General features: G+C 30.5%; 23 protein-coding genes. 10 read left to right on the forward strand and 13 right to left on the reverse strand.

Going from position 1 to position 24,779, the window contains the following annotated elements; all coding sequences use genetic code 11:
- Window position 1: 1 nt before the first annotated feature.
- Together BTO16_RS09915 and folK are read left to right on the forward strand one after the other, a co-directional pair.
- A complete protein-coding gene (locus tag BTO16_RS09915; protein ID WP_105021416.1) occupies window positions 2-487 on the forward strand; it encodes a hypothetical protein in 486 nt (161 codons plus the stop codon).
- A gap of 292 nt (window positions 488-779) precedes the next feature.
- The gene (folK, locus tag BTO16_RS09920) at window positions 780-1,904 is read left to right on the forward strand and encodes a 2-amino-4-hydroxy-6-hydroxymethyldihydropteridine diphosphokinase (protein ID WP_105021417.1); all 1,125 of its coding nucleotides are present in this window, start codon (window positions 780-782) and stop codon (window positions 1,902-1,904) included.
- Window positions 1,905-1,908: 4 nt separating this feature from the next.
- On the opposite strand, the gene gldC is transcribed toward folK, so the two are convergent.
- Both gldC and gldB read right to left on the reverse strand, forming a co-directional pair.
- A complete protein-coding gene (gene gldC, locus BTO16_RS09925; protein WP_105021418.1) occupies window positions 1,909-2,244 on the reverse strand; it encodes a gliding motility protein GldC in 336 nt (111 codons plus the stop codon).
- Window positions 2,244-3,203: a gliding motility lipoprotein GldB gene (gene gldB / locus BTO16_RS09930; RefSeq protein ID WP_105021419.1), complete on the reverse strand. Its 960-nt coding sequence runs from the start codon at window positions 3,201-3,203 to the stop codon at window positions 2,244-2,246. Before gldB ends, gldC begins: the two co-directional genes overlap by 1 nt.
- 59 nt (window positions 3,204-3,262) lie before the next feature.
- Between gldB and nadE the strand changes: the two genes are divergently transcribed.
- Window positions 3,263-4,051 carry an NAD(+) synthase gene (nadE, locus tag BTO16_RS09935; protein ID WP_105021420.1) on the forward strand — a complete coding sequence of 263 codons (789 nt, stop codon included), beginning with the start codon at window positions 3,263-3,265 and terminating at the stop codon, window positions 4,049-4,051.
- Between the two features lie 71 nt (window positions 4,052-4,122).
- Here the strand turns inward: nadE and BTO16_RS17970 are convergent, their stop codons facing one another.
- The 6 genes from BTO16_RS17970 to tig all read right to left on the reverse strand — a co-directional run bounded on the left by BTO16_RS17970 (window position 4,123) and on the right by tig (window position 10,325).
- Window positions 4,123-4,254, reverse strand: a complete 132-nt coding sequence (locus BTO16_RS17970) for a hypothetical protein (RefSeq protein WP_262503041.1) — start codon at window positions 4,252-4,254, stop codon at window positions 4,123-4,125.
- Window positions 4,255-4,416: 162 nt separating this feature from the next.
- The gene (locus BTO16_RS17975; RefSeq protein WP_262503042.1) at window positions 4,417-4,548 is read right to left on the reverse strand and encodes a hypothetical protein; all 132 of its coding nucleotides are present in this window, start codon (window positions 4,546-4,548) and stop codon (window positions 4,417-4,419) included.
- Between the two features lie 156 nt (window positions 4,549-4,704).
- Window positions 4,705-6,708, reverse strand: coding sequence for a DNA primase (gene dnaG / locus BTO16_RS09940; protein ID WP_105021421.1), 2,004 nt, complete (start codon window positions 6,706-6,708; stop codon window positions 4,705-4,707).
- Between the two features lie 129 nt (window positions 6,709-6,837).
- Window positions 6,838-8,073, reverse strand: a complete 1,236-nt coding sequence (gene clpX, locus BTO16_RS09945) for an ATP-dependent Clp protease ATP-binding subunit ClpX (protein ID WP_105021575.1) — start codon at window positions 8,071-8,073, stop codon at window positions 6,838-6,840.
- Between the two features lie 84 nt (window positions 8,074-8,157).
- The gene (clpP, locus tag BTO16_RS09950) at window positions 8,158-8,817 is read right to left on the reverse strand and encodes an ATP-dependent Clp endopeptidase proteolytic subunit ClpP (protein ID WP_105021422.1); all 660 of its coding nucleotides are present in this window, start codon (window positions 8,815-8,817) and stop codon (window positions 8,158-8,160) included.
- Between the two features lie 185 nt (window positions 8,818-9,002).
- Window positions 9,003-10,325, reverse strand: coding sequence for a trigger factor (tig, locus tag BTO16_RS09960; RefSeq protein ID WP_105021424.1), 1,323 nt, complete (start codon window positions 10,323-10,325; stop codon window positions 9,003-9,005).
- Window positions 10,326-10,536: 211 nt separating this feature from the next.
- On the opposite strand from tig, the gene pyrH reads away from it, so the two are divergent.
- The 4 genes from pyrH to BTO16_RS09980 all read left to right on the forward strand — a co-directional run bounded on the left by pyrH (window position 10,537) and on the right by BTO16_RS09980 (window position 15,263).
- Window positions 10,537-11,244, forward strand: a complete 708-nt coding sequence (pyrH, locus tag BTO16_RS09965) for a UMP kinase (protein ID WP_105021425.1) — start codon at window positions 10,537-10,539, stop codon at window positions 11,242-11,244.
- 25 nt (window positions 11,245-11,269) lie between these two features.
- The gene (gene frr / locus BTO16_RS09970; RefSeq protein WP_105021426.1) at window positions 11,270-11,824 is read left to right on the forward strand and encodes a ribosome recycling factor; all 555 of its coding nucleotides are present in this window, start codon (window positions 11,270-11,272) and stop codon (window positions 11,822-11,824) included.
- 97 nt (window positions 11,825-11,921) lie between these two features.
- Window positions 11,922-14,297, forward strand: coding sequence for an efflux RND transporter permease subunit (locus BTO16_RS09975; protein ID WP_105021427.1), 2,376 nt, complete (start codon window positions 11,922-11,924; stop codon window positions 14,295-14,297).
- Window positions 14,298-14,534: 237 nt separating this feature from the next.
- Window positions 14,535-15,263 carry a LuxR C-terminal-related transcriptional regulator gene (locus tag BTO16_RS09980; RefSeq protein WP_105021428.1) on the forward strand — a complete coding sequence of 243 codons (729 nt, stop codon included), beginning with the start codon at window positions 14,535-14,537 and terminating at the stop codon, window positions 15,261-15,263.
- Here BTO16_RS09980 and BTO16_RS09985 read toward each other — a convergent pair.
- Window positions 15,258-16,307, reverse strand: coding sequence for an ATP-binding protein (locus BTO16_RS09985; protein WP_105021429.1), 1,050 nt, complete (start codon window positions 16,305-16,307; stop codon window positions 15,258-15,260). The two genes, BTO16_RS09980 and BTO16_RS09985, sit on opposite strands and share 6 nt — an antisense overlap.
- 172 nt (window positions 16,308-16,479) lie before the next feature.
- Here BTO16_RS09985 and asnS point away from each other — a divergent pair, with 172 nt between their 5' ends.
- From asnS to BTO16_RS10000, 3 genes are all read left to right on the forward strand, one after another.
- Window positions 16,480-17,913 carry an asparagine--tRNA ligase gene (gene asnS, locus BTO16_RS09990; RefSeq protein ID WP_105021576.1) on the forward strand — a complete coding sequence of 478 codons (1,434 nt, stop codon included), beginning with the start codon at window positions 16,480-16,482 and terminating at the stop codon, window positions 17,911-17,913.
- Window positions 17,914-17,939: 26 nt separating this feature from the next.
- Window positions 17,940-19,406 carry an RNA polymerase factor sigma-54 gene (rpoN, locus tag BTO16_RS09995; RefSeq protein WP_105021430.1) on the forward strand — a complete coding sequence of 489 codons (1,467 nt, stop codon included), beginning with the start codon at window positions 17,940-17,942 and terminating at the stop codon, window positions 19,404-19,406.
- Window positions 19,407-19,468: 62 nt separating this feature from the next.
- Entirely contained in the window at window positions 19,469-20,005 is a 537-nt protein-coding gene (locus BTO16_RS10000; RefSeq protein ID WP_105021431.1) for a hypothetical protein, read from the forward strand.
- Here BTO16_RS10000 and BTO16_RS10005 read toward each other — a convergent pair.
- The 4 genes from BTO16_RS10005 to BTO16_RS10020 all read right to left on the reverse strand — a co-directional run bounded on the left by BTO16_RS10005 (window position 20,000) and on the right by BTO16_RS10020 (window position 24,771).
- Complete coding sequence (locus BTO16_RS10005; protein WP_105021432.1) at window positions 20,000-20,674, reverse strand: porin family protein; 675 nt, start codon at window positions 20,672-20,674, stop codon at window positions 20,000-20,002. The genes BTO16_RS10000 and BTO16_RS10005 overlap by 6 nt on opposite strands.
- Window positions 20,675-20,788: 114 nt before the next feature.
- A complete protein-coding gene (locus tag BTO16_RS10010; protein ID WP_105021433.1) occupies window positions 20,789-22,336 on the reverse strand; it encodes a sugar porter family MFS transporter in 1,548 nt (515 codons plus the stop codon).
- A 234-nt stretch (window positions 22,337-22,570) separates the two neighbouring features.
- On the reverse strand, window positions 22,571-22,978 hold the full coding sequence (locus tag BTO16_RS10015) for a heavy-metal-associated domain-containing protein (protein ID WP_105021434.1): 408 nt from the start codon (window positions 22,976-22,978) through the stop codon (window positions 22,571-22,573).
- Between the two features lie 17 nt (window positions 22,979-22,995).
- Window positions 22,996-24,771 (reverse strand): efflux RND transporter periplasmic adaptor subunit, encoded by a 1,776-nt coding sequence (locus BTO16_RS10020; RefSeq protein ID WP_105021435.1) that lies wholly within the window; start codon window positions 24,769-24,771, stop codon window positions 22,996-22,998.
- Window positions 24,772-24,779 lie beyond the last annotated feature (8 nt).

Below are 24,779 nucleotides of genomic sequence, written 5' to 3' on the forward strand. Positions count from 1 at the left end.
AATGATAGCAACTCCTCTTTTAATTATTTTTTTACTTATTGTATTCATTGTATTATGGCTGTTTGTCAAAACTATAGATGATCGTAAATGGCTCACTCTTTTAGTAAGTATTATTCTTACACCTGTAATCTATTTTTACTTGTTTTATCCTTTGTTAAACATTTTTAGCAATTATCATCACGAAAAATACTTTGAAGCTACTGCATGGAAAGAAAAACCTACTTTACGTTTCGAAATGAGCAACCAAATTATCGATAAACAATTGTTTAAAGGTAAAACTAAAAGTGAAGTTCAGAAATCATTAGGAACAAGCGAATGGTATGGCTGGGATGATAGTATCAAAGCAAATTCTCCTGAAAAATGGAACTACAACTTAGGTTTTAAGCCTGGTGCATTTAATACACAACAAGAATGTTTGGAATTAATATTCAAAAATGACACCGTTGTAAAAAGCCACCAATATCAAATGGAAAATTTAGATTACTAGAAATATAAGACATAAACGTTCGTTTTTTCTATCAAGAAAATAACCATAAAACAAATATCGATACAATTTAATAGCATTAATTTACTACTAGTTTTAGAAGTTTCTAATTTTAAACCTTTACAAAGCATCTTTATTATTTTACTTTAACTATTGATATACATGCTATTATTTTTAAAAATAGCTTACTTTATTATTGTAAAAAAGATAAGTATATGTCCATCAATTAATTTCTATTAATTTTATGAAACCATAGTAATAATTAGAATCCTTTTATTTTCTTTGCATCACTTATATGAAAATTCAACGTATCACATATTTATCTTTAGGAACAAATCAAGGAAATAAACTTGAAAATCTACAAAATGCGATTAATTCAATTGCTGATAAAGTAGGTGATATTCAAAAAGTATCCTCTGTTTATAAAACTGCTTCTTGGGGTTTTGCTAGCGACGATTTTTTGAATATCTGTTTACAAGTTACAACTTATCATGCTCCTGAAAAACTAATTAGCACTCTTTTACATATCGAAGCTGAACTTGGTAGAGAACGAAAAGATTCGAAAGAATATGTGGATAGAAATATTGATATAGATATTCTTTTGTTTGACGATGAAATTATATTTTCTAGAACGCTAACCGTTCCGCATCCAAAGATGTTAGAACGTAAATTTGTTTTAGTTCCTTTGGCAGAAATTGCGGGTTCTACTTTTCATCCAATTGAGAAAAAGCAGCTTACTGTTTGTTTAAAAAATTGTGATGACTCTTCTGAAATCACTGTGATTGAAGAAAAATTAAAAAGACCAATTCCGATATCAGAAAAGTATAATTACATCGCTATTGAAGGCAATATTGGCGCAGGAAAAACTTCCTTAGCCAAAATGATGTCTGATGAATTTAACGCAAAAATTATTTTAGAACGTTTTGCTGACAATCCTTTTCTTCCAAAATTTTACGAAGATAAAGAGCGCTTTGCGTTTCCTTTAGAAATGAGCTTTTTAGCAGATAGATATCAACAATTATCAGATGATTTAGCACAATTAGACTTATTCAAAAATTTAATTGTTTCTGATTACTACATCTTTAAATCGTTGATTTTTGCACAAATTACTTTGCAAAAAGATGAGTATGTTTTGTATAGAAAAATGTTTGACTTAATGTACAAAGAAATTACAAAACCAGATTTGTATGTGTATTTATATCAGAATACAGATCGCCTTTTGCAGAACATCAAAAAACGTGGCAGAGATTATGAGCAAAATATTGAGGCAGATTATTTGCAAAAAATCCATGATGGGTACAAACAATTTATAAGTACCCAACAAGATTTAAATGTTTTGGTTATCGATGTTTCAGAAATTGATTTTGTTGATAATGATGATGATTATAAGTATATCATCAACAAAATTAAAAACGTTTAAACCGCTACTTTTTAAGGTCTAATTTATCAGCAAAATAAGCACAAAAATCGCGCATTGTTGCACCCATTTTTGTGTCATCTGTTGCTTTTTCAAAAGCATCTGCCATAGAAACTAAAGTTTGATGATAAAATTGTTTCATTTCATCTACAGGCATATCTTTTGTCCACAAATCCATACGCAACGTATCTTTTTGTTTATGATCCCAAACAGAAATCATAATTGCTTTTGAAGCTTCATTATTAATTCCGCCATCTATTGCAGTCCAAGAAATTTCTTCAGGAACTTTGTTTTCATCTAAACCAACTTTAAATTTTATTTCAGAATTGTGTTTAATTGCCATTACTTTTTGGGTTTGTATTTAGATTTATTAAATAAATCTGATTCGTCTATTTCTAATAATTCTTGCAAAGATACATCATTATGTTTCATATAAGACCTTACAATTTGCCAACCAATCCAAACACCAATTTTACCTGGTGATAAGTTATCTTGTGCTGTATAAAACTTTGAAAACGGCGCATTTTCTAAAAATCGTTGATTTAGTTTTGTATCAGTACTAAACAATAATTTGTTATCTATAAAGTACATCCAAATTTGTTCTTCATTGGTAGTTGCCCAGTTTAATTTATCTTCTGGATATCCTATTTTTTCATGATCAGAAATTGAGGGTAAATACATGTCAATGAGGTACATTTTTTTGCCTTCTTGTATCATTTTAGCAATAAAATCTCTTTTGTTTGATGGGTATACTTGCTTGTCAATTATGGCATTTGCAACATCCACAACGATATGATTTTTGGTGTTATTTTCCTTAATATATTTTGGGTAATCTCCATAAAATTTATGATTTTCACCAAGATAGACATCCAAAGAAATAAGCATTAAACTGTCTGCATAAATAACCCGACTATCATAATCTATATTTGATAATATCGTTACAACAGCTGGTTCTTTAAACTCTTTGTTATAATATTTAACATGTTTAAAAAGCGATGCTATTTCATTTTCTTCGGATGAAAAATCTTTATATACTTTTTGAGTTTCTGCAAATAATTCTTGTTCTTGTTTGTCATTTATCTTTGCAAAAACCAAGCTATCTGTAAATTCTTTTGGGAACAAATATGGATAGTTTTGCTTCAACTGCGGTAAATTTTGACTTGTAGCTGTATAGAAATCTACATCATATCTTTTTACGGCAAAATCAACATTTATCTTAGAAACGTCTATTTGATTCAAATTTTTATCAGAACAAGAAAAAAACAGGCATAAAACCATTAAAACTGTAAAAAAAAATCTCATATTCTTCGTATCTTAGTAACTCAATTTAAGAACGATAAAAATACTAAAATAGTTTGTCAATGAATACCGAAAAAGTAGCAGAATATATTATTAATTGGTTAAAAGAGTATGCAACCAATGCAAAAGTAAATGGATTTGTAGTTGGTGTTTCTGGCGGAATAGATTCTGCATTAACCTCAACTTTATGCGCAAAAACAGGTTACCCAACTTTATGTGTAGAAATGCCTATTCATCAAGCAGAAAGTCAAGTTTCTAGAGCAGAAGAACATATTGCACAACTTAAAAAGCGTTTTGCTAATGTTTCTGAAGCAAGAGTTGATTTAACTTCAACTTTTGAAGATTTTAAAAATGTATTGCCAAGTGTAGCGCATTCTGAAAAGTTAGATTTGTCTTTGGCAAATACAAGAGCACGTTTAAGAATGACTACTTTGTATTATTTTGCTGGCTTACAAGGATTATTAGTTGCCGGAACAGGAAATAAAGTAGAAGACTTTGGTGTTGGTTTTTACACAAAATATGGCGATGGCGGCGTAGATTTAAGTCCGATTGCTGATTTAATGAAATCTGAAGTCTATCAATTAGCAGCCTATTTAGGTGTACCAAATTCCATACAAAAAGCACAACCTACAGATGGGTTATTTGGCGATAGCAGAACAGATGAAGATCAAATTGGTGCTTCTTACGATGAATTAGAATGGGCAATGAATATGAAAGAAAAAGGTAAAACTGCTGCTGATTTTTCTGGAAGAGAAAAGGAAGTACTTAAGATTTATACGCGTTTAAACACCATAAATCAACATAAAATGTTAGCAATACCTGTTTGCAAAATTCCAAAAAAAATTATGTAAACCAGTATTGTAGAGCAAAAAAAAACGTCTTAACTATAATTAGCTAAGACGTTTTTCTTTCTGTATCTTTTTTATAATAAGTTTGCAGAAATCATCATTCTTTTAATTTTCTGATAAGCTCTTCTTTTAGAACCTTTGGAAATTTCAAATGGTAAAAAGATGAATAATTGAATGATTTTTAGTATTTGTAATGTTCTTTTCATGATGCATAGGTTTCTTTTTCTTAAGACAAATGTACAAAAAAAATTAGAACTTTGATTTAAAGAGAAAAGGGAAAAACCCCCTTTTTTAAAATCAGGTTAAAATATAGATAGTTAAAAATGAGAAAATTACTTTAAAAAACGAACCTTAACAACTTAAACATTTTACAATAATCGAGCATTAATCATTAACTTTTTAATTTTAACAGAAGCACTTTTTTTTGAACCATTAGAAATATCTAAAGGCAATCTAAGCAGTAATGCAACAATCTTTAAAATTTCAAATACTCTTTTCATAGTTTTGGTTTTTTCTTTTTCGCCTGCAAAAGTACTTTAAAAAAATGTCTAACGAAGTAAAACCTAACTTTATCTTAAATTTTTATGAGTTTTTTGCTAAAAAGGTACTAAACAAGAAAAAAAGCTAACTATGTATTCTAAAAAAAAATACGGCAACTAAACGACTCTTTTTAGTTTCTCTGAAAGTCGAATTCTTAACGAATTATAACTCATAATCTCCTCTTTTTCCTCATTTGTGTATTCTTTACCTTGTACTAAAAACTCATCTACCAACCTATCAATTAAAATTCTGCGTAAATTATAAATTACATCAGAAACCGCTTTTGGCAATACTTCAAAAGCAGACTTAACCTCAATACTTTTACCGCCCCAGTTGCTTAATTGGTACTTTTCTTCATCCATTAAAATAGAAGTAACTGTAGTTGCAATATCTAAATTTTTGTTATTAATAAATTTATCTATTTCTAATTTTTCAGATTGATTTAACTGATGAATCATTTCTGTATAAATTTCTTGAAAAAGAGGATTTGTAAATTCTATTTCATCTTCTTGTAAGTGTAAATAAATTTCTGCACAAACTAAGTTTTGATACTTTCTGTTTGAAAAAGTTTCTTTTCCGTCTTCATCAATGTTACTAACTTCTTCAGAAAAATCTACCTCTTCATTACCATACAATAACAAAATCTTTATAATTTCATTTTCTAGAATTGATAGTTGATCTACTTTTTGAGAAGATATTTGCACACCTTTAACAAGTGCCATTGAAGATTGCTCTTGCTCATAAAAATATTCTGCAGGCGGCTCATTTGGATCTGCATTATTAGTATAGTTAGAACTTGGTTTATTTCTTTGAGTAGCCTCTTTTTTTAGTAACTGCGCTAACTCACTAAATAATACGCGCTCAGAAATATCCATGATTCTTGAACATTCTTGTACGTATACTTCTCTTTGAATTCCATCCGGAATTTTAGAAATACTTGTTACAATATCTCTAATTACGGTTGCTTTTTTTATAGGATCGTTATTAGAATCTTTTAGTAATAGCGATACTTTAAAATTAATAAAATCTTGCGCTGAGGTTTCTAGATATTCTTTTAACTCAGCATTTGTATGTGATTTCGCAAAACTATCTGGATCTTCTCCATCAGGAAACTGAACCACTTTAACATTCATTCCTTGTTCTAGAATTAAATCTATTCCGCGAATGGAAGCTCTAATTCCGGCTGCATCACCGTCAAAAAGTACTGTTATGTTTTTTGTTAATCTGTTTACTAATCGTATTTGATCTGATGTTAAAGCCGTACCTGAAGATGCCACAACATTCTCTACGCCAGATTGATTAAAGGAAATAACATCTGTATATCCTTCCACTAAAAAACAATTATCTTGTCTTGCAATTTCTTTTTTGGCTTGATAAATTCCGTATAAAATTTTACTTTTATGGTAGATATCACTTTCTGGAGAATTTAAATATTTAGCCGCTTTTTTATCCGCAGTTAAAATTCTACCACCAAAACCTAAAATACGCCCAGACATTGACTGAATTGGAAATAACACTCTTCCTTTAAAACGATCAAACTGTTTGTTTTCTTTCACTATTGAAAGACCGGTTGATGCTAAATATTTTAGATCATAGCCCTTTGCTAAAGCTGCTTTTGTAAAATTATCCCATTCATCTAAACAATATCCTAACTGAAATTTTTTAATCGTTTCATCTGTAAAACCACGTTCTTTAAAGTAAGACAAACCGATGGCTTTCCCTTGGTTTGTGTTGAGCATTAAATTATGAAAATAATCTTTTGCAAAATTAGACACCAAGAACATACTTTCTCGTTCATTAGTTTGCTCTTTTTGCTCATCAGATTGCTCTGTTTCTTCAATTTCTATATTGTATTTTTTGGCTAACCATTTTAAAGCTTCGGGATACGAAAAATGCTCGTGTTCCATTAAAAAAGAAACTGAGTTCCCTCCTTTTCCTGTAGAGAAATCTTTCCAGATTTGTTTTACAGGAGAAACCATAAATGATGGTGATTTTTCGTCTGTAAAAGGACTTAATCCTTTAAAATTACTTCCTGCTTTTTTTAGCTGAACAAACTCACCAATAACCTCCTCTACTCTCGCAGATTCGAAAATTCGGTCTATGGTACTTCTAGAAATCATGTAGTTTATGTGATAAAAGTAAACAAATATAAGGTTTAGAACTTTGATTATTTCTAATACAAAAGTTTATAAAATAAAAAAACCTCAAAAGTTTAAAAACCTTTGAGGTCTAGTATAATATGTGTTATTTTAAGAAGCTGCTCTTAATTTCTTTAATGTAGTATTCGTTAATTTAGCTTCTGCATATTCTTTGTTTACATTAAATTCTTTATCATTAGAACTTGGTAACTCAAACATTGCATCGGTAAAAATTGCTTCACATAAAGAACGCAAACCTCTTGCACCTAATTTATATTCTATTGCTTTGTTTACAATATAGTTTAAAGCACCCTCTTCAATTGTAAATGCAACTTCATCCATCAAAAACAACTTTGTATATTGTTTTATAATTGAGTTTTTAGGTTCTGTTAAAATTGCTCTTAACGTTTCTGCATCCAAAGGATTCATGTAACTTAAAACTGGTAAACGACCAATAATCTCTGGAATCAATCCAAAAGATTTTAAATCTAAAGGCGTTATGTATTGTAACAAATTTTCTTCATCAATTTTATTACCTTCTAAAGAGGCGCCAAAACCAACAGCTTGCCTGTTTAAACGTTTGCTAATTGTTCTATCAATTCCTGAAAAAGCACCACCAGCAATAAATAAAATATCTTTGGTATTTATTTCAATAAACTTCTGTTCTGGGTGCTTTCTACCTCCTTTTGGCGGCACATTTACCACAGAACCTTCTAATAATTTTAACAACGCTTGTTGAACACCTTCACCAGAAACATCTCTAGTAATGGAAGGATTATCGCCTTTTCTGGCAATTTTATCAATTTCATCAATAAAAACAATTCCTTTTTCTGCTTTTTCTACATCGTAATCCGCAGCTTGTAATAATCTGCTAAGAATACTTTCTACATCTTCACCTACATAACCAGCTTGCGTTAAAACAGTAGCATCTACAATAGAAAAAGGTACATTTAACATTTTTGCAATTGTTCTTGCCACTAATGTTTTTCCTGTTCCTGTTTCACCGACTAAAATAATGTTCGATTTTTCAATCTCTACTTCGTCATCTGTCTCTTTTTGCAATAAACGCTTGTAATGATTGTAAACTGCAACAGCCATTGCTCTTTTAGTTTCTACCTGACCAATAATATATTGATCTAAAAACTCCTTTATTTCTAAAGGCTTCTTAAGCATTAAGTCTTTAGACAATTTGCTCGATTTTACATCAGATATTTCTTCTGTTACAATACCATGCGCTTGTTCAATGCATTTATCGCAAATATGAGCATCCATTCCTGCGATTAGCAAGTCTGTTTCTGCTTTTTTTCGTCCACAAAATGAACACTCTAAAATTTCTTCTTTTGCCATTATTCTCTGGTTTTTGGTTACTGGCGAATAGTTGTTTGGCAAAATACTTACCAACAGCTAAAAATCCAATAACTAAATACTTTACTACTTTCTAACTAAGATTTCATCAATCATACCATACTCTTTTGCTTCATCTGCTTTCATCCAATAATCTCTATCAGAATCTGCGTGCACTTTTTCGAGAGTTTGACCAGAATGATTTGCAATAATTTCGTACAATTCAGTTTTTAGCTTTCCAATTTCTCTTACAGTTATTTCCATATCCGAAGCCTGACCTTGAGCACCGCCTAAAGGCTGATGAATCATAATTCTAGAATGAGGTAAAGCAGAACGTTTTCCTTTTTGACCTGCACACATTAAAACAGCACCCATTGAAGCTGCCATTCCTGTACAAATTGTTGCAACATCTGGCTTTATAAACTGCATTGTGTCATAAATCCCTAAACCTGCATACACGCCACCACCGGGAGAATTGATGTAAATAGAAATATCTTTGCTTGAATCTACACTTTCTAAAAACAACAATTGCGCTTGAATAATATTTGCAACTTGATCGTTAATACCAGTTCCCAAAAAGATAATTCTATCCATCATTAAACGTGAAAAAACATCCATTTGAGTGATGTTCATTTGACGTTCTTCCATAATATATGGCGTTAAACTACTTGTAATTTTTGTATAACTAGTGCTGCTAATTCCGTGATGTTTAGTAGCATATTTTTCGAACTCTTTTCCGTAATCCATTGATGATTATTTTAAATATTTTGATTGGTAAAGGTAAGAAACTATTTATTACCTTTCTGTTAATGTACTTGCCAAAAAAACCTGAATTTAAAATTCAGGTTTTGATTTTTTGTCGCTGCGAATTATTAATATCAGAAGAAATCTATTATTTGATAAATAGATTACTACGTTTCTCGCAATGACGTTTATTTATAAACTTCTTTAATAAATTCCTCGTAAGAAACTTCCTTTGTTTTAAAACTGATTTTCTCCTTAAAGAAAGCCAATAATTTATGACTAATTAATTGCGCTTGCAACTTTTGAGCTTCTTCTTGATTTTGTAAAATTCTACCAGCAATATCTTCTAATTCTTTTTCCTCTGGATTCATATTACCAAACTGAGCCATTTGCGTGCGGATAAATCCTTTTGCATAGTCGATCAATTCTTTATAATCAATTTTGATATCGTTATCCTTCATAATCTTACCTTCGATTAATTGGTAACGTAAACCTTTTTCTGATTTTTCGTATTCTGCGGTAGCTTCTGCAGCATTTAATGGCTTTTCGCCAGCATTTGCTAACCATTTTTTTAAGAAATCTGCAGGTAAATCAAATTTTGTGTTTTCTACTAAATACTCGGTTACAGCATTTAATAATTGCTGATCACCTTGTTGTAGAAATTGTTTTTCTGCGTCTTCTTTAATTTTTTCTTTTAATTCTGTTACAGAAGTAACGCTTCCATCAGCAAATAATTTATCAAATAACTCTTTGTCTAAATCTGCTGGTGCTGTTGTTGTAATATCTTCAACAGTAAAAGTAACTGTAATGTCTAAATCATGAATTTCGTCATGAGAAACACCTAAAATTTGCTGTAATTTATGATCGTCTTCAAATAATTTCTTAGTTTCTAACGCTATTACATCACCTAACTTAGCACCAATAACTTTCGCTTCGTTTTTCTTACCTTTTAAATCTTTTACTAAAAAAGTAGCCTTTTTATTGATTTCTTTTTCTTCGTTTACAAAAGTTCCTGTTACACTAGCATTTTCAGTAGCTTCATCAATAGCATTTACATTTCCGTAACGTGTTTGAATGTTTTTAACTTCTTCGTTTATTAAATCATCGGTAGCGACAATTTTATACTGCTGTATTTTGTTTTTCTCGCTTAAATTGATTTCAAATGTAGGCGCTAAACCTACTTCAAATTCAAAAGAGAACACAGCTGCGTCCCAATTAAAATCCTCTTTCATTCTAGGTAAAGGGTTTCCTAAAATCTCTAATTTTTCATCTGCTAAAAACTTATTTAAAGAACTTTGTAAAAGTTTGTTAACCTCATCTATCATTATAGATTTACCATACTGCTTTTTGATCATTCCCATTGGCACGTGGCCTTTTCTAAAACCAGGAATATCTGCTTTTTTACGATAATCTGCTAACAAATCAGCTACTTTTGCTTGATAATCATCAGCAACAATATCAATTTTTACAACTGCATTTAATGCGTCTACGTTTTCTTTTGTAATATTCATTTCTTATTATGTATAGTTCTTAAAAAATCGACTGCAAAATTAATCAATTTGTATGAATATTACAAAGGTTTAAACGGTTCTATTTCAGCATTTTCATTTTATTTAAAAAATTATAAATCAAAACAATAACGCTGAATTTCTAAAAAATAAAAAAATTCCGTAATTTTGCTCAACTTTATTCCCAAAAGGGAATTTTCAAACAACATACTAAATGCAATATAAAAGAATTCTTTTAAAATTAAGTGGAGAAGCTCTAATGGGCGACAGACAATATGGTATAGATCCAAAACGTCTTGCTGAATACGCAAAAGAAATTAAAGAAGTTGTAGAAAAAGGTATTGAAGTTGCTATTGTTATTGGTGGCGGAAATATTTTTAGAGGTGTTGCTGGCGCAAGTAATGGCATGGATCGTGTGCAAGGAGATCACATGGGAATGCTTGCTACCGTAATAAACGGATTAGCATTACAAAGCGCTCTTGAGGATGAAGATGTGCATACACGCTTGCAAACTGCTCTTGAAATTAAAGAAGTTGCAGAGCCTTATATAAAAAGAAAAGCAATTAGACATCTAGAAAAAGGACGTGTTGTTATTTTTGGCGCAGGTACTGGAAATCCTTATTTTACTACGGATACAGCAGCTGTTTTAAGAGCTATTGAAATTAATGCAGATTGTATTTTAAAAGGAACTAGAGTTGATGGTGTTTATGACAGTGATCCTGAAAAAAACAAAGACGCCATTAAGTTTGAAACAATTACCTTTAAAGATGTAATTTCAAAAGGTTTAAAAGTGATGGATATGACCGCTTTTACTTTAAGTCAAGAAAACGAATTACCAATTATTATTTTTGACATGAATAAAGAAGGAAACTTAGTAAAACTAGTTTCTGGAGAAGAAATTGGTACAATCATAAACAATTAAAAGCATAATCTTTAAATTTAAAAAGATGAACGACGAAATTGAATTTATAGTAGACACTGCAAAAGAAGCAATGTCAAATGCAATTGAGCATTTAGAAAAAGAATTAAGATCTATTAGAGCAAGTAAAGCTACACCTGCAATGTTGGGTATGGTTATGGTAGATTATTATGGTTCGCAAACACCATTAAGCCAGGTTGCAAATGTTACCACTCCAGACCCAAGAACTTTAAACATTCAACCATGGGAAAAAAGTATGTTACAAACTATAGAAAAAGCTATTATGTTGGCTAATCTTGGTTTTAACCCAATGAATAATGGAGATGTTATTATGATTAATGTACCACCATTAACAGAAGAGCGAAGAGTTGGCTTAGCTAAACAAGCAAAAGCAGAGGCAGAACATGCAAAAGTTGGTATTAGAAACGCACGTAAAGACGCTAATAACGAGATCAAAAAAGTTGATATTTCTGAAGATATGAAAAAGATTGCAGAAGATGAAATTCAGAAATTAACGGATACTTACGTAAAAACTATTGACGATAAATTCTCTGTAAAAGAGATGGAAATAATGAAAGTTTAATCAAATAAAACCTACTAAATACAAGGAGTGTTGCAAAACACTCCTTTTTATTTAAACCACCATTACAAATTAACTAACTTTGCACAAAATTAAATAAATGAATTTCTGGACAAAAGTTGCAGGTATAATTTTAAGAAACAGATACTTAATTTTAATAATTATTGCAATCATTACTGGCTTATTAGCTTCACAAATGAAGTATATGAAGTTTTCATATACAGAAGCAAACTTGCTGCCAGAAAACCATGAAGCCAATTTAGAATACAATAAATTTCTTAAAATCTTTGGCGAAGAAGGCAACTTGGTAATTCTTGGTATAAAAGATTCTACTGTCTTTACGCCAAAAAAGTTTAATGCATGGAATAATTTAGTTCGTGAATTTGAAAACTTAGACGAAATAGATTTCACCATTTCTATTGCTGATGTTAAACAATTAAAAGCAGACAGAAAACAAAGAAAATTTGTATTAGAGCCCTTGTACGAAGAAGACCCAACAACCAAAGAAGAAGTTCTAGAAATTAAGAAACAGCTTTTTGAGAAGCTTCCTTTTTACGACAATTTACTTTTTAACAAAGAAACAGGCACTTTACAAACTGCTATTTACATCAAAAAAGAGATTATTAATACTCCAGCTCGTAGAGATTTTATTTTTGATAAATTAATTCCGACTATAGAAAAATTCGAAAAAGAGAACAATGTAGATGTTCGTGTTTCTGGTATGCCTTATATAAGAACACTAAATGCGCAAAACATTCAAGATGAAATTATACTTTTTGTTGTTGGGGCTTTAGGGATAACCGCCATCATTTTCTTCTTCTTTTTTAGGTCTTTTAGAGCTACTTTTATTACGCTTTTGGTAGTGTTAATTGGTGTTGTTTGGGCTTTTGGTTTCATCGGTTTATTTAGATATGAAATTACTGTTTTATCAGCATTAATTCCGCCTTTAATAATTGTAATTGGTGTACCAAATGCTGTTTTTCTCATTAATAAGTATCAGCAAGAAATTAAAAAACATGGTCAACAAGCAAAAGCTTTACAGCGTGTAATTTCCAAAATAGGAAATGCAACTTTAATGACTAACATTACAACCGCTTCTGGTTTTGCAACTTTTATTTTTGTTAAAAGTGATTTATTACGTGAATTCGGAATTTTAGCTTCTGTGAACATTATTAGTATTTTTATTTTAGCACTATTAATTATTCCTATTATTTACAGTTTTATGCCGCTTCCAAAAAAGAAACATTTAAATCATCTCGAAAGAAGATGGATTGAAAATGTGGTAAATTGGATGGAAAGAATGGTAAAAGAGCAACGAATTACAATCTATATAGCATCTGTAGTTGTTATTATTTTAGGAATTATTGGCGTTTATCAAATTAAAGTTTCTGGAAGTTTAATTGAAGACATGCCTAAAAGTATGGGCTTTTATAAAGACATTAAATTCTTCGAAAAAGAGTTTGGCGGAATTATGCCTCTTGAAATTTTAATTGACACAAAAAAGGAAAAAGGCGTCATGAAATTATCCACTTTAAAAAAGATGGATAAAATTAATGAAGCGATAGAAACCTTTCCTGAATTATCAAAACCCATCTCTGTTGTAAACTTGGTAAAATACTCTAAACAAGCGTACTACAAAGGGAATCCTAAATATTACCAATTACCAACAAATCAAGAACAAAGTTATATTTTTTCGTACACGAAAAACTCGAATAGCGAAGCAGGAATGCTCAAGAATTTTGTAGATTCTACCGGACGTTATGCAAGAATAACTACCTTTATGAAAGATATTGGTACAGACAAAATGGATGTTATTCAAGAACGATTAAAAGCGGTAATCGATAAGGAATTTCCTTCGGATAAGTACACGGTTACATTAACGGGTAAAGCATTGGTTTTTATAAAAGGAACTAATTATTTAATCAATAATTTAGTTTTTTCTTTATCATTGGCTATTATTTTGATTGCACTATTTATGGCTTGGATGTTTAGGTCACCACAAATGATTTTAATTTCTTTGATACCAAATATGTTACCTTTATTAATTACCGCAGGCTTAATGGGCTTTTTAGACATCCCTATAAAACCGTCTACCATCTTAGTTTTTAGTATTGCTTTTGGTATTTCTGTGGATGATACTATTCACTTTTTAGCCAAGTATAGGCAGGAATTAATGGCCAACAAATGGAAAATTAAACCGTCTGTTTACGCTGCTTTGCGAGAAACAGGAGTTAGTATGTTTTACACATCAATAGTATTATTCTTTGGCTTTTTAGTGTTTACACTTTCTAGTTTTGGTGGTACAATTGCATTGGGAGGCTTAGTTTCTGTAACTTTATTATTAGCAATGGTATCAAACTTACTTTTATTGCCTTCTTTGTTATTAACCTTTGAAAAGAAAATTGCTAACAAAAAAGATTTTAAAGAACCATCGATAAAAATTATTCCTCCGAAAGAGGAAATGAATGAGGAATAAAAAAAACCTTTACCACTTAGAAAGTTGGTAAAGGTTTTTTTACTGATTTAGGCCGGGGGAATAAAAGGATTTTAATAAGAAGCAAAGTTTTTATAAATTCTTTTTCATAGCGAATTTTTTTACTTTCTCTTGTTCAATATACTTTCACTTTTTCAATAACATTTATTTTACAAAGATAACTTATATTTAAGGTGTTGTCAACTGTGTTTATACGCAGTTTTATGTTATTTTCGTTAAATGAAAAATCAATTTGGTAAATATACTAGAGAAAGAGTGTCAAATATTCCTTTTGATGCTACCGATGATTTTTACAAAGAATACAAAGAGAAAATAGCACAGTTTGTTGGCCAAGCAGTCTACATCTACTCTTTTGAGAAAAACAGAATGCTATTTGCAAATGGTTGGGAAGACATGTTGGGTTATAAAGATGAAGAAATTACTTTATTAAAAATTGTTAGCTCAACCTCTAAAAGACACTCAAACTTCTCTAACGAATTAAATGACAAAAGTTTACAATATTTAAAAGACATTAAAGAAGATTTAAATAAATATAGTTTTACTATTGAAGTAGAAAAAATTCATAAAAACGGAGAAATTATTCCAATATTTTCAAGAGTAGGTGTCTATAAATCTATGGATGGTACAATTTTAGAATTAATTGGTATATCAGAAAAAATTCATTCAAGAAAATTAGGCAATATTATGCAATATGCAGCATTTGGGCCAGAAACTTCTGGATTTGAAGAAACGTTGAATGAACAATTATTTAACCAATTAGCAATTTCAAGAAAAGAAAAAGAAGCATTAGAGTTAGCAGCTAAAGGCTATGCTTTTAAAGAAATTGCTGATAAATTAAATGTTAGTCAATCTGCAATTGAAAAAAGAATGATTCCTCTTTACAAAAGATTTGATGTTAAAAGCTTACCGCACTTAATTAGTTTTGCGCACGATAATTATATTTTATAAGTTTATGGTTGCAATTTTATGTTGTTCTATTCCAATTTTTAGCAACATATCTTTCCATTCATCAACATGACTTTCATCCAAAGATTGCTTACTTCCTAAAACCCAAATTATATTCTTATTTTTGAGTGTTTCTCTATTTTTTTGATTTTCGGGCTTTAGTGTGTCTATGAAACTTAAAAGTTTTGTTGGCGAAATTAATTCATCTTGTATAGGTTCACTGGGGTTTATGTCATCAATCATTAAAAAATTAGCAGTTTTCCAATTCCAGATTTCATAAGCGCTTACTAAATCGCCTTCCTCCTTAAAAAAATAATTAAACATTTTTATAGCATTTACATATAAGCAACTATTATTTTGTATACTTAATTCATTTAACATTCCAACACCTAAACTTGTTTTTCCTGCACCTAAAGACCCAAAAATTAATAAATGATTTCCGTTTGTTTTTGCTGATAAAAAGTTCTCAACTTTTAGTTTATCCGAAGCATTGATATTAAAATTCCATTGACTTAATCTAAATTGAAAAGGAAATCTTGCATAAAATTGATACATTTTGGTAACATACCAATACCTAGTAGCAAATGCTAGATAAAGACCTAAAATAGAAAGGACAATTAGTATATCATTATCATCTAACTTAAGGATACAGAAAGCGAACAAAAAACAACCTAAGGTAAAAAAACAAACATCTGTAAACGTATCAAAAGCAACATTAAACCATCTAGGCTTAAAAACATAAGTCTTTTTTGGCTGATTGGAAAGAACATCAGTATTTGATTTTCTTTTACTTAACAAAGGTCCTAAAAAATTATACAATTCAAATAAAGACCAAAAAATAGCAACATATAAAGCTGATTTTAACACTGATGTATGTAAAAAATAATACACTAAAAAAGTAGGTATAAACCCTAATGAGATATGCCCAAACTGGTTTGCCAACCAAGCGTATGTTAGCGTTACACCTCTATAAGAATCTTTCCCTATTAAATCTGCATTAAGTTGTTGTAAAATTCTTTTAAAAGGTATTTTATTGTTCTTTTTCATAATATGTATTGAAAATTTTTATAAATATAAAAAAATAGATATCATTTTAACTGATTTAGAGCGCCATATAACTTTATACTTTTATTGACATTTGATAATTGCGCAATTTGTTGCAAAAAAGTATCTTTACGTTTCAGTATATACATTTAGTAGAAAATCAAACAAAAAAAAGATGACACATAAAAACGTTGCCGAAATTTTAAAATCGGATTCAGTTTTACAAGAAGTAGAATTAAAAGGTTGGGTAAGAACATTTAGAAGTAATCGGTTTATTGCTTTAAATGATGGCTCAACTTTAAACAATATACAATGTGTTATCGACTTTGAAAACACCGATGAAACTACTTTAAAAAGAATTACAACTGGCGCGGCAATTGCTATAAAAGGCACAATTGTAGAAAGCCAAGGAAAAGGTCAATCGGTTGAAGTACAAGTTTCTAAAATTGAAATTTTAGGAGATTGTAATCCAGAAGAATATCCTATTCAGCCTAAAAAACATAGTTTCGAATTTTTACGAGAAAATGCACATTTACGTGTTAGAACAAACACTTTTAGTGCTGTAATGCGTGTGCGCTCTAAACTATCTTTTGCAGTTCATAAATACTTTCAAGAAAATGATTTTAACTACGTAAACACGCCAATTATTACCGGTTCGGATGCAGAAGGTGCAGGAGAGATGTTTAGAGTTACAAATTTTGAAGACAACAAAGCGCCGTTAACTGAAGACGGCAAAATTGACTATTCTAAAGACTTTTTTGGTAAAGAAACCAACTTAACGGTTTCTGGTCAATTAGAAGCAGAAACTTTTGCAATGGCTTTAGGTAAAGCTTATACTTTTGGACCCACTTTTAGAGCAGAAAACTCAAACACAACCCGTCATTTAGCAGAATTTTGGATGATTGAGCCAGAAGTTGCTTTTATGGATTTAGATGGCAATATGGATTTAGCAGAAGATTTTATAAAGTCTGTTATTAATGATATTTTAAAAAACTGTAAAGATGATTTAGCATTTTTAGATGAGCGTTTAACCCAAGAAGATAAAAGTAAACCTCAAGCAGAACGCAGTGAAATGAGTTTGTTAGAGAAATTACGTTTTGTTGCTGATAATAATTTTAAACGTGTTTCTTATACCGAAGCAATCGATATTTTAAGAAATTCGAAACCTAATAAAAAGAAGAAATTTCAGTACCTAATTAACGAATGGGGAGCAGATTTACAATCTGAACACGAGCGTTATTTGGTTGAAAAACATTTTAAATGTCCAGTAATTTTATTTGATTACCCTGCAAATATTAAAGCATTTTATATGCGTTTAAATGATGACGGAAAAACGGTAAGAGCTATGGATGTTTTGTTTCCAGGAATTGGAGAAATTGTTGGTGGAGCGCAAAGAGAAGAGCGTTATGACGTTTTGGTTGAAAAAATGAAAGCAATGAATATCGACGAAAAAGAATTGTGGTGGTATTTAGATTTGCGTAAATACGGAACAGCAGTGCACTCTGGTTTTGGCTTAGGTTTTGAACGTTTGGTGCAATTTACAACCGGGATGAGTAATATTAGAGACGTTATTCCTTTTCCAAGAACACCGCAAAATGCTGAATTTTAAAATAGAATTTTCGTACATTTAAATCTATGCTAAAGCAAAGTTTACAATACAAACTCTTACAAAAATTATCTCCACAACAAATACAGTTGATGAAGTTAATTCAATTGCCTACACAAGCTTTTGAAGAACGTTTGAAACAAGAAATTGAAGAAAATCCGGCGCTAGATACGGGCAAAGATGATTCAGAATCTATAGATGATGATTTATCTAACGAGTTTGATGACGATGATGATGCTGGAAATGAAAAAATTGATGCAGATGACATTAATATTGATGAGTATTTGAGTGATGATGAAACACCAAGTTATAAAACGCAAGCCAATAACTATTCTGCGGATGATGAAGAAAAAAATGTGCCGTATGCAGCTGGAACGAGTTTTCATCAGTCTTTAAAAAATCAACTAAATACGTTTAATTTTAATGACGAAGAACGTGCAATTGCAGAATTTTTAGTTGGTAGCATAGATGATAGTGGCTATATACGAAGAGAAATTATTGATTTAGTAGATGATTTAGCTTTTACCGCAAACGTTTTTACATCCGAAGAAAAAGTGTTGGCTGTTTTAAGAAAAGTGGTTCAAAATTTGGATCCAATTGGGGTTGGCGCAAGAGATTTAAAAGAGTGTTTAATCATTCAATTAAAAGCAAAGGATAAAAATAAAATTAGAAGTTTAGCCATTGATATTTTAGAAAATGCCTTTGATCATTTTGTGAAAAAACATTACAAAAAGCTTCAAGAAAAGTACAGTATTTCTGAAGCTGAGTTAAAAGAAGTGAACACAGAAATATCGCGATTAAATCCAAAACCAGGGAGTTCATACGCTGGTAACAACAAAATTGCAGAACAAATTGTTCCTGATTTTTCGATTAAAATTTTAGATGGCGAACTAGATTTAACTCTAAACTCAAGAAATGCGCCCGAAATGCATATTTCTAGAGAATATAATAATATGTTAAAAGGGTATCAAGAATCTACTGTAAAAAGTAAATCGCAAAAAGATGCTGTGTTTTTTATCAAACAAAAATTAGATTCTGCAAAATGGTTTATAGACGCCATAAAACAACGTCAGCAAACGCTTTTAGTTACGATGAATTCGATCATGCATTATCAATACGATTATTTTTTAACAGGTGATGAACGCAAGTTAAAACCAATGATTTTAAAAGATATTGCAGATCAAATAAAAATGGATGTTTCTACGGTTTCCAGAGTTGCAAATAGTAAATATGTTTCTACACCGTATGGCACAAAATTAATCAAAGAATTCTTTTCTGAGTCTATGAAAAATGACCAAGGAGAAGATGTATCAACCAAAGAAATTAAGAAAATTTTAGAAACCGTTATTACCGAAGAGAATAAAAGAAAGCCTTTAACAGATGAAAAATTAGCGGCAATTTTAAAAGAAAAAGGATACCCAATAGCAAGAAGAACTATTGCCAAATACCGTGAGCAATTAGATTTGCCTGTGGCACGTTTACGAAAAGAAATCTAGTGCATTTTTATAAATTCATATCTGTAATTTTACATCCAATTGTACTGCCTACAATTGTAGTAATGTTGTATTTTTTATTGATTCCAACTAATTTTATAAGCAATCAAAAACTTATTATTTTAAGTCTGATTTTTGTGGTAACTTATTTAATTCCGTTACTTATTTTAGCTGTTTTTAAAAAATTAAAAATTATAGAAAACTATCAAACGGAAAGTATAAAAGAACGAAAACTGCCAGTTGCTTTAATGGTTACTTTGTTTTATGTGCTAGGAAATACGTTAAATACTATTGCACATTTAAAAGATTTAGGCTTACTTTTTTACGCAACCTCTTTAGGCTTATTCATTGTTTACTTACTTTTTTACTTTAAAATAAAAGCTAGTTTGCACATGTTTTCATTAGGAATCCCTATTGGTTTTTTTATGATTTTGAGCAACCTTTATTCACAACCCTTTTTAATTATAATTATACTCCTATTTTTACTTTCGGGTTTAGTAGCATCCGCTAGATTAAACCTAAGGGCACACACAACAAAAGAAATTTATATTGGTTTTTTTGCAGGTGTTTTATCCTCTTTAAGTATGTATTACCTTTTATAAAATATAGAAAATCAATCCAAATTTTAAGATTTGCGTATTGATGTTTTCGCCATTAATGGTTGCATTTTCAAAAACAGGAGTTAAGCTATAAAAAAGATACGCGTTAAACTCTGTATAACCCGCGGAAAATGTTAAACCATATTGTAATTTTCGATATGCAGAAACATTTTTATACTTAAAATCTGTGGCATTTTCTGTAAACTGAAAAGTGTTAGATACATTATATAAAAATTTTACACCTGTGTAAATTCGCCAAAAATCATATTTTTTAGCGTTCGAGGTTCTCCATCTAATTTCTAAAGGAAACTCTAAATTATGAGATTTAAAGACATTAGAACTCGTATTTGCTGATGTATCAAAAAATGTATTATTATTTATTTCTGATACTTTTAATTCGTGGTTAAAAAAATCGTAGCCATAACCAACTCCGGCTGCAAATGAAATAGTCCCTTTTTCATTAAGAATAAAATCTTTTAAAAAACCTATTGAGAATGCGTAAGAAAATCTGCTTCTTGTAATACTTGAAGGCTGATTACTAAATTGTGCATAGGTAATAGCTGCATAAATTTGATCATCGGCATAGCTATCGCCCAACTCTAAAGAATCTTTTTGCGAGTAAATAAGAGTTGTAAAGAGTGCTAAAAAGCAAGAAAAAATTAATTTATTCATATTTATTTAAAGGAATATAAATATACGCTATTTCAACATTCATTCTTTAAAGTTGCTTCTAAAATGAAAAAGTAACTTTTTTATCAATCAAAAAACAATCAAGTTTGCATCACTTTAATAATCTTTAACCAACTCCCTTTCTAACTCTTCCAGAGATTTCCCCTTTGTTTCCGGTACTATCTTTAACATCACAAAAAAGCCAATTACAGCAACTGCACCAAACAAAAAGAAAGTTAATGCATTTCCTAAATTAGAGATTTCCCACGGAAAAACTAATTGTACAATCGAACTTATTAAAGAATTTATAAAAGCAATAACGCCAATAGCGATTCCTCTATACTTTATTGGATATAATTCTGATAACAACACCCACATTACAGGACCTAATGAAAATGCAAAACATGCGATAAAACCTAAAATTCCTATTAAAACTAGATTTGCATTTATATTTGTGGCAGCCTCTAAAATTTCGCCATCGTTTTTACTATAAACTTGATTTCCTAAAACAGCTTTTATTTCGTTTTTAAAATCAAGATCATTCTCATAAATTTTATCTGCAAGGGGTACTAATTTCTGAGATTCTGCAAACTCAAATTGATTAATTTTTTCGATGGATAATTGATAGGTCGCATTATTAAAACTATATGCACACAACAATAAACTTACTGCAATACCTGCTGTACCAATTAATAACAAAGGTCTCCTGCCCATTCTATCAATTAAATAGATTGCAAGAAAAGTAAAAATTACAGAAATAGTACTTAATAAAACTCCTGATGAAAAAGCAGCATCTGTACCAATACCAGTTTGCTTAAAGATAGATGTTGCATAAAAATAGACTGCGTTAATACCTGTAATTTGCTGAAGAATACCAACAACTAAACCAATAACTAAAATAAAACGCAAGGACGGTTTTAATAAATCTTTTATTTTTAAATCTGATTTATTTTTATCAGCGTGTATATTCTTTTCTATGGATGCAATTTCTACGCGCCCCCTTTCTACACCGTGAATCTGGTTTAAAACTTTTTCTGCTTCTTCATAGTTTTTTTTTAGGTACAACCAACGCGGACTTTTTGGTACAAAGAATAATAAAACAAAATAAAACAATGCAGGAATTAACTCTACACCCAACATCCATCTCCAGACGGTTTCATCGGTTAAAAATGTACTATCGGCTGTATTGTATTTATTAAAAAAGTAGTTGCTTAAAAATGCTGCAAAGAAACCAAAAACGATATTAAGTTGTTGTAATGAAACTAACTTACCTCTGTTTTCTGCTGTGGAAATCTCTGCAATATAAATTGGTGCTAACACCAAAGCAGCTCCAAATGCCAAACCACCAATCATTCTTGCGATATAAAGCATTTCATAAGAAGGTGCAATTGCAGACAATAAAGCTGAAATTGCATAAAGGAAAGCTACAAAAATGAGTGTTTTTTTTCTACCAATAATATCACTTATCCTTCCTGAAAATAACATCGCAAACATCGCCGCAAAAGAAGGTGCGCTTACCACCCATCCAGATTGAATTTCAGTTAAATTAAATTGAGGCCCCGCAAAAGACATTACACCAGAAATGATCCCTGCATCAAAACCAAAAAGAAATCCTCCTAATGCTACTATAAAACTTATAAAAATGGTGTACGCCTTATTATTCATTATAAATATTGAATTTTAAAAAAGTAAATTTAGTAAATTATTGTTTGCATTGCACGCGTTGCTATTTCTAAAAGTGTTTCACTTTCACCAACTATTAATTTATACATAATATAGCGCATCAAAAAAGAGTAACTATTTCTAATTACTCTTTTAAAGTTTAAAATAAAATCAAAATATTAATATCTATTTATAAAAAAAATCGGATATCTAAATTTTGTGCTTTTGTAATTTGTCCTATTTAACAATCATATTCATATTCATGGAATGACTGTATTTGCAACATCCTGGCAAATTTTTATATGCTTCTTCGTTTCCTGGTACATTTTCTGTATCATAACCAGACGCTGCAATTGCAGTGTGAATTGCCATTATATCCGTTTTGCTTTCATCAAAAGAAACATCAATTTTCTTTTCATCTACACTCCACGTTGCATTAGAAACGCCTTCAACCGCATTTGCTGCTTTTTCAATTGTGCTTTTACACATGCCGCAATTACCTCTTACTCCAAAAGAAACAGCTGTCATTGCCATGTCTTTAGACATCTCTGTAGTTTCTGTTTTTGTTTCATTTTTTGCTTCATTTTTACAGCTTGTAAACGCTATAGCAGCAATTACTGCTAAACTTAAAATTACTTTTTTCATTGTTTTAAATTTAATTGTTAGTACTCTATTACTTGTTTTACTTCTCCGCAAGTTAGCATTGCATCGCCAAAATACGGATTGATTACCTTTTCTTCTGTACTCAACCAATACGCGCCTTTATTAGCATCAGCCATAGGGCAAAATTGATGATAAACCTTTTCATTAATTCCAAATACCTCTAAAGCATTCGCTAAATTTGATGATAAATGCTTAAAATGATTTCTTTGCGCTTTAATGTTTGATGTGTTTGAAATTGAACTTGCCGCCGTTTTTATTTCATTTTCTAAAGACATCCAATGAGTATGAACATCTTTATTTTCTAATAGTTTCATATCAACTTTAGACAAATTATCTAAAAGTTTTTTTGATGCTGCTATTCCTTTTTTTGAATCCTCTTTTACCAAAGCGTCTTTTAATTTAATATATTCATTAAAAACTGCTTTTAATTGATTCTGAAAATCCTTTGAAACGCTCATTCTTTCATTCATATTCAAATGATTCTCATTTTTTACAGAAGTCGTTTCATTCATTCCTAGATGGCCTTCGTGACCTGTAGTCGTTTTTCCGCCATCTCTGTTCATCATCGACTTTTTACCTTGCAATTGCGCAGCAGCATCCACCGTAAATGTACCATTTGTTACAATTTCATCACCAGCATTTAATCCTTCTACTATTTCATAAAAATCACCAACTTTATTTCCTAAAGTAACTTCAAGCATTTTAAAAATAGGCTCCTTCGGATTTACTTTCAAATACACTACAGAGCGTTTTCCTGTCCATAAAACTGCTGAAGCCGGAACCGTTAAAACCTGCTCTTTGCTCGAAGTAATTCCTTTAATATTTCCTTCAACAAACATCCCTGGTTTTAAAAAACCTGCTGTATTATTAAGTACCACTCTCAATTTTACAGTTCGTGTTTTTGTGTCTAAAACAGGATCAATAAAAGCTACTGTTGCCTTAAATTCTTTATCAACATAGGCCTTAGAAGTGATGGAAATTTCCTGACCTTTTTTAAATAATTCAATTTGATTTTCATACACATCAAAATTAGCCCAAACGGTATTTAAATTCGCAATTTTAAGCAAAGCCTGACCTTGTTTAATTGATTCGCCTTGTGCTACTAATTTTTCTGATACAGTACCTGAAACTGTTGCATAAACAGGAAAATTTTCTTTTACTTTTCCGGATGTTTCAATCTGCTGAATCTGATTTTCAGAAAGTTTCCAGATTTTTAGTTTATTACGCACCGCTTTGTACAATGCAGGTTGCGATTCTTTTAAAGACACTGCAGTAATTAATTCTTGTTGGGCAGCATATAATTCGGGCGAATAAATAGTTGCCAACAATTGGCCTTTACGTATTTCTTCACCCGTAAAACTAACATTTAATTGCTCAATTCTTCCAGAAAAATAACTCACTTGAACCGTATTTGCTTCTTCATTTGGCACAATCTTACCAGACAACTTCATCGCTGAATTTTCAATTTTACCCTCACCAACCATAGAAGTTTCAATATTTGCCAAGGCCATTGCATTTTTAGTGAGCTTAAATTGATCTGCCATTAATCCGTCTGCACTCGTTTCTGCAGGAATTAAATCCATACCACAAATTGGGCAATCGCCTGCTTCTGGTTGCATAATCTGCGGATGCATAGAACACGTCCACATTTTATTAGTTTCTGACATTTCAGCGTGATTATGTGCTATTTTTTCTTCGGATGAATTCCCAAAAAGAATCCAACCTAAAAACAAACCAGCTATTAACATTCCTGAATACATTAAATATTTTTTCATTTTACTCT

The sequence above is a fragment of the Polaribacter glomeratus genome, assembly GCF_002954665.1.
GTDB classification, from domain to species: domain Bacteria; phylum Bacteroidota; class Bacteroidia; order Flavobacteriales; family Flavobacteriaceae; genus Polaribacter; species Polaribacter glomeratus.

Excerpts from the sequence above, each read along its gene's own strand:
- BTO16_RS09915 (WP_105021416.1), top strand. The coding sequence starts at position 2 with ATGATAGCAACTCCTCTTTTAATTATTTTTTTACTTATTGTATTCATT.
- folK (WP_105021417.1), top strand. The coding sequence starts at position 780 with ATGAAAATTCAACGTATCACATATTTATCTTTAGGAACAAATCAAGGA.
- gldC (WP_105021418.1), bottom strand. The coding sequence starts at position 2,244 with ATGGCAATTAAACACAATTCTGAAATAAAATTTAAAGTTGGTTTAGAT.
- gldB (WP_105021419.1), bottom strand. The coding sequence starts at position 3,203 with ATGAGATTTTTTTTTACAGTTTTAATGGTTTTATGCCTGTTTTTTTCT.
- nadE (WP_105021420.1), top strand. The coding sequence starts at position 3,263 with ATGAATACCGAAAAAGTAGCAGAATATATTATTAATTGGTTAAAAGAG.
- BTO16_RS17970 (WP_262503041.1), bottom strand. The coding sequence starts at position 4,254 with ATGAAAAGAACATTACAAATACTAAAAATCATTCAATTATTCATCTTT.
- BTO16_RS17975 (WP_262503042.1), bottom strand. The coding sequence starts at position 4,548 with ATGAAAAGAGTATTTGAAATTTTAAAGATTGTTGCATTACTGCTTAGA.
- dnaG (WP_105021421.1), bottom strand. The coding sequence starts at position 6,708 with ATGATTTCTAGAAGTACCATAGACCGAATTTTCGAATCTGCGAGAGTA.
- clpX (WP_105021575.1), bottom strand. The coding sequence starts at position 8,073 with ATGGCAAAAGAAGAAATTTTAGAGTGTTCATTTTGTGGACGAAAAAAA.
- clpP (WP_105021422.1), bottom strand. The coding sequence starts at position 8,817 with ATGGATTACGGAAAAGAGTTCGAAAAATATGCTACTAAACATCACGGA.
- tig (WP_105021424.1), bottom strand. The coding sequence starts at position 10,325 with ATGAATATTACAAAAGAAAACGTAGACGCATTAAATGCAGTTGTAAAA.
- pyrH (WP_105021425.1), top strand. The coding sequence starts at position 10,537 with ATGCAATATAAAAGAATTCTTTTAAAATTAAGTGGAGAAGCTCTAATG.
- frr (WP_105021426.1), top strand. The coding sequence starts at position 11,270 with ATGAACGACGAAATTGAATTTATAGTAGACACTGCAAAAGAAGCAATG.
- BTO16_RS09975 (WP_105021427.1), top strand. The coding sequence starts at position 11,922 with ATGAATTTCTGGACAAAAGTTGCAGGTATAATTTTAAGAAACAGATAC.
- BTO16_RS09980 (WP_105021428.1), top strand. The coding sequence starts at position 14,535 with ATGAAAAATCAATTTGGTAAATATACTAGAGAAAGAGTGTCAAATATT.
- BTO16_RS09985 (WP_105021429.1), bottom strand. The coding sequence starts at position 16,307 with ATGAAAAAGAACAATAAAATACCTTTTAAAAGAATTTTACAACAACTT.
- asnS (WP_105021576.1), top strand. The coding sequence starts at position 16,480 with ATGACACATAAAAACGTTGCCGAAATTTTAAAATCGGATTCAGTTTTA.
- rpoN (WP_105021430.1), top strand. The coding sequence starts at position 17,940 with ATGCTAAAGCAAAGTTTACAATACAAACTCTTACAAAAATTATCTCCA.
- BTO16_RS10000 (WP_105021431.1), top strand. The coding sequence starts at position 19,469 with ATGTTGTATTTTTTATTGATTCCAACTAATTTTATAAGCAATCAAAAA.
- BTO16_RS10005 (WP_105021432.1), bottom strand. The coding sequence starts at position 20,674 with ATGAATAAATTAATTTTTTCTTGCTTTTTAGCACTCTTTACAACTCTT.
- BTO16_RS10010 (WP_105021433.1), bottom strand. The coding sequence starts at position 22,336 with ATGAATAATAAGGCGTACACCATTTTTATAAGTTTTATAGTAGCATTA.
- BTO16_RS10015 (WP_105021434.1), bottom strand. The coding sequence starts at position 22,978 with ATGAAAAAAGTAATTTTAAGTTTAGCAGTAATTGCTGCTATAGCGTTT.
- BTO16_RS10020 (WP_105021435.1), bottom strand. The coding sequence starts at position 24,771 with ATGAAAAAATATTTAATGTATTCAGGAATGTTAATAGCTGGTTTGTTT.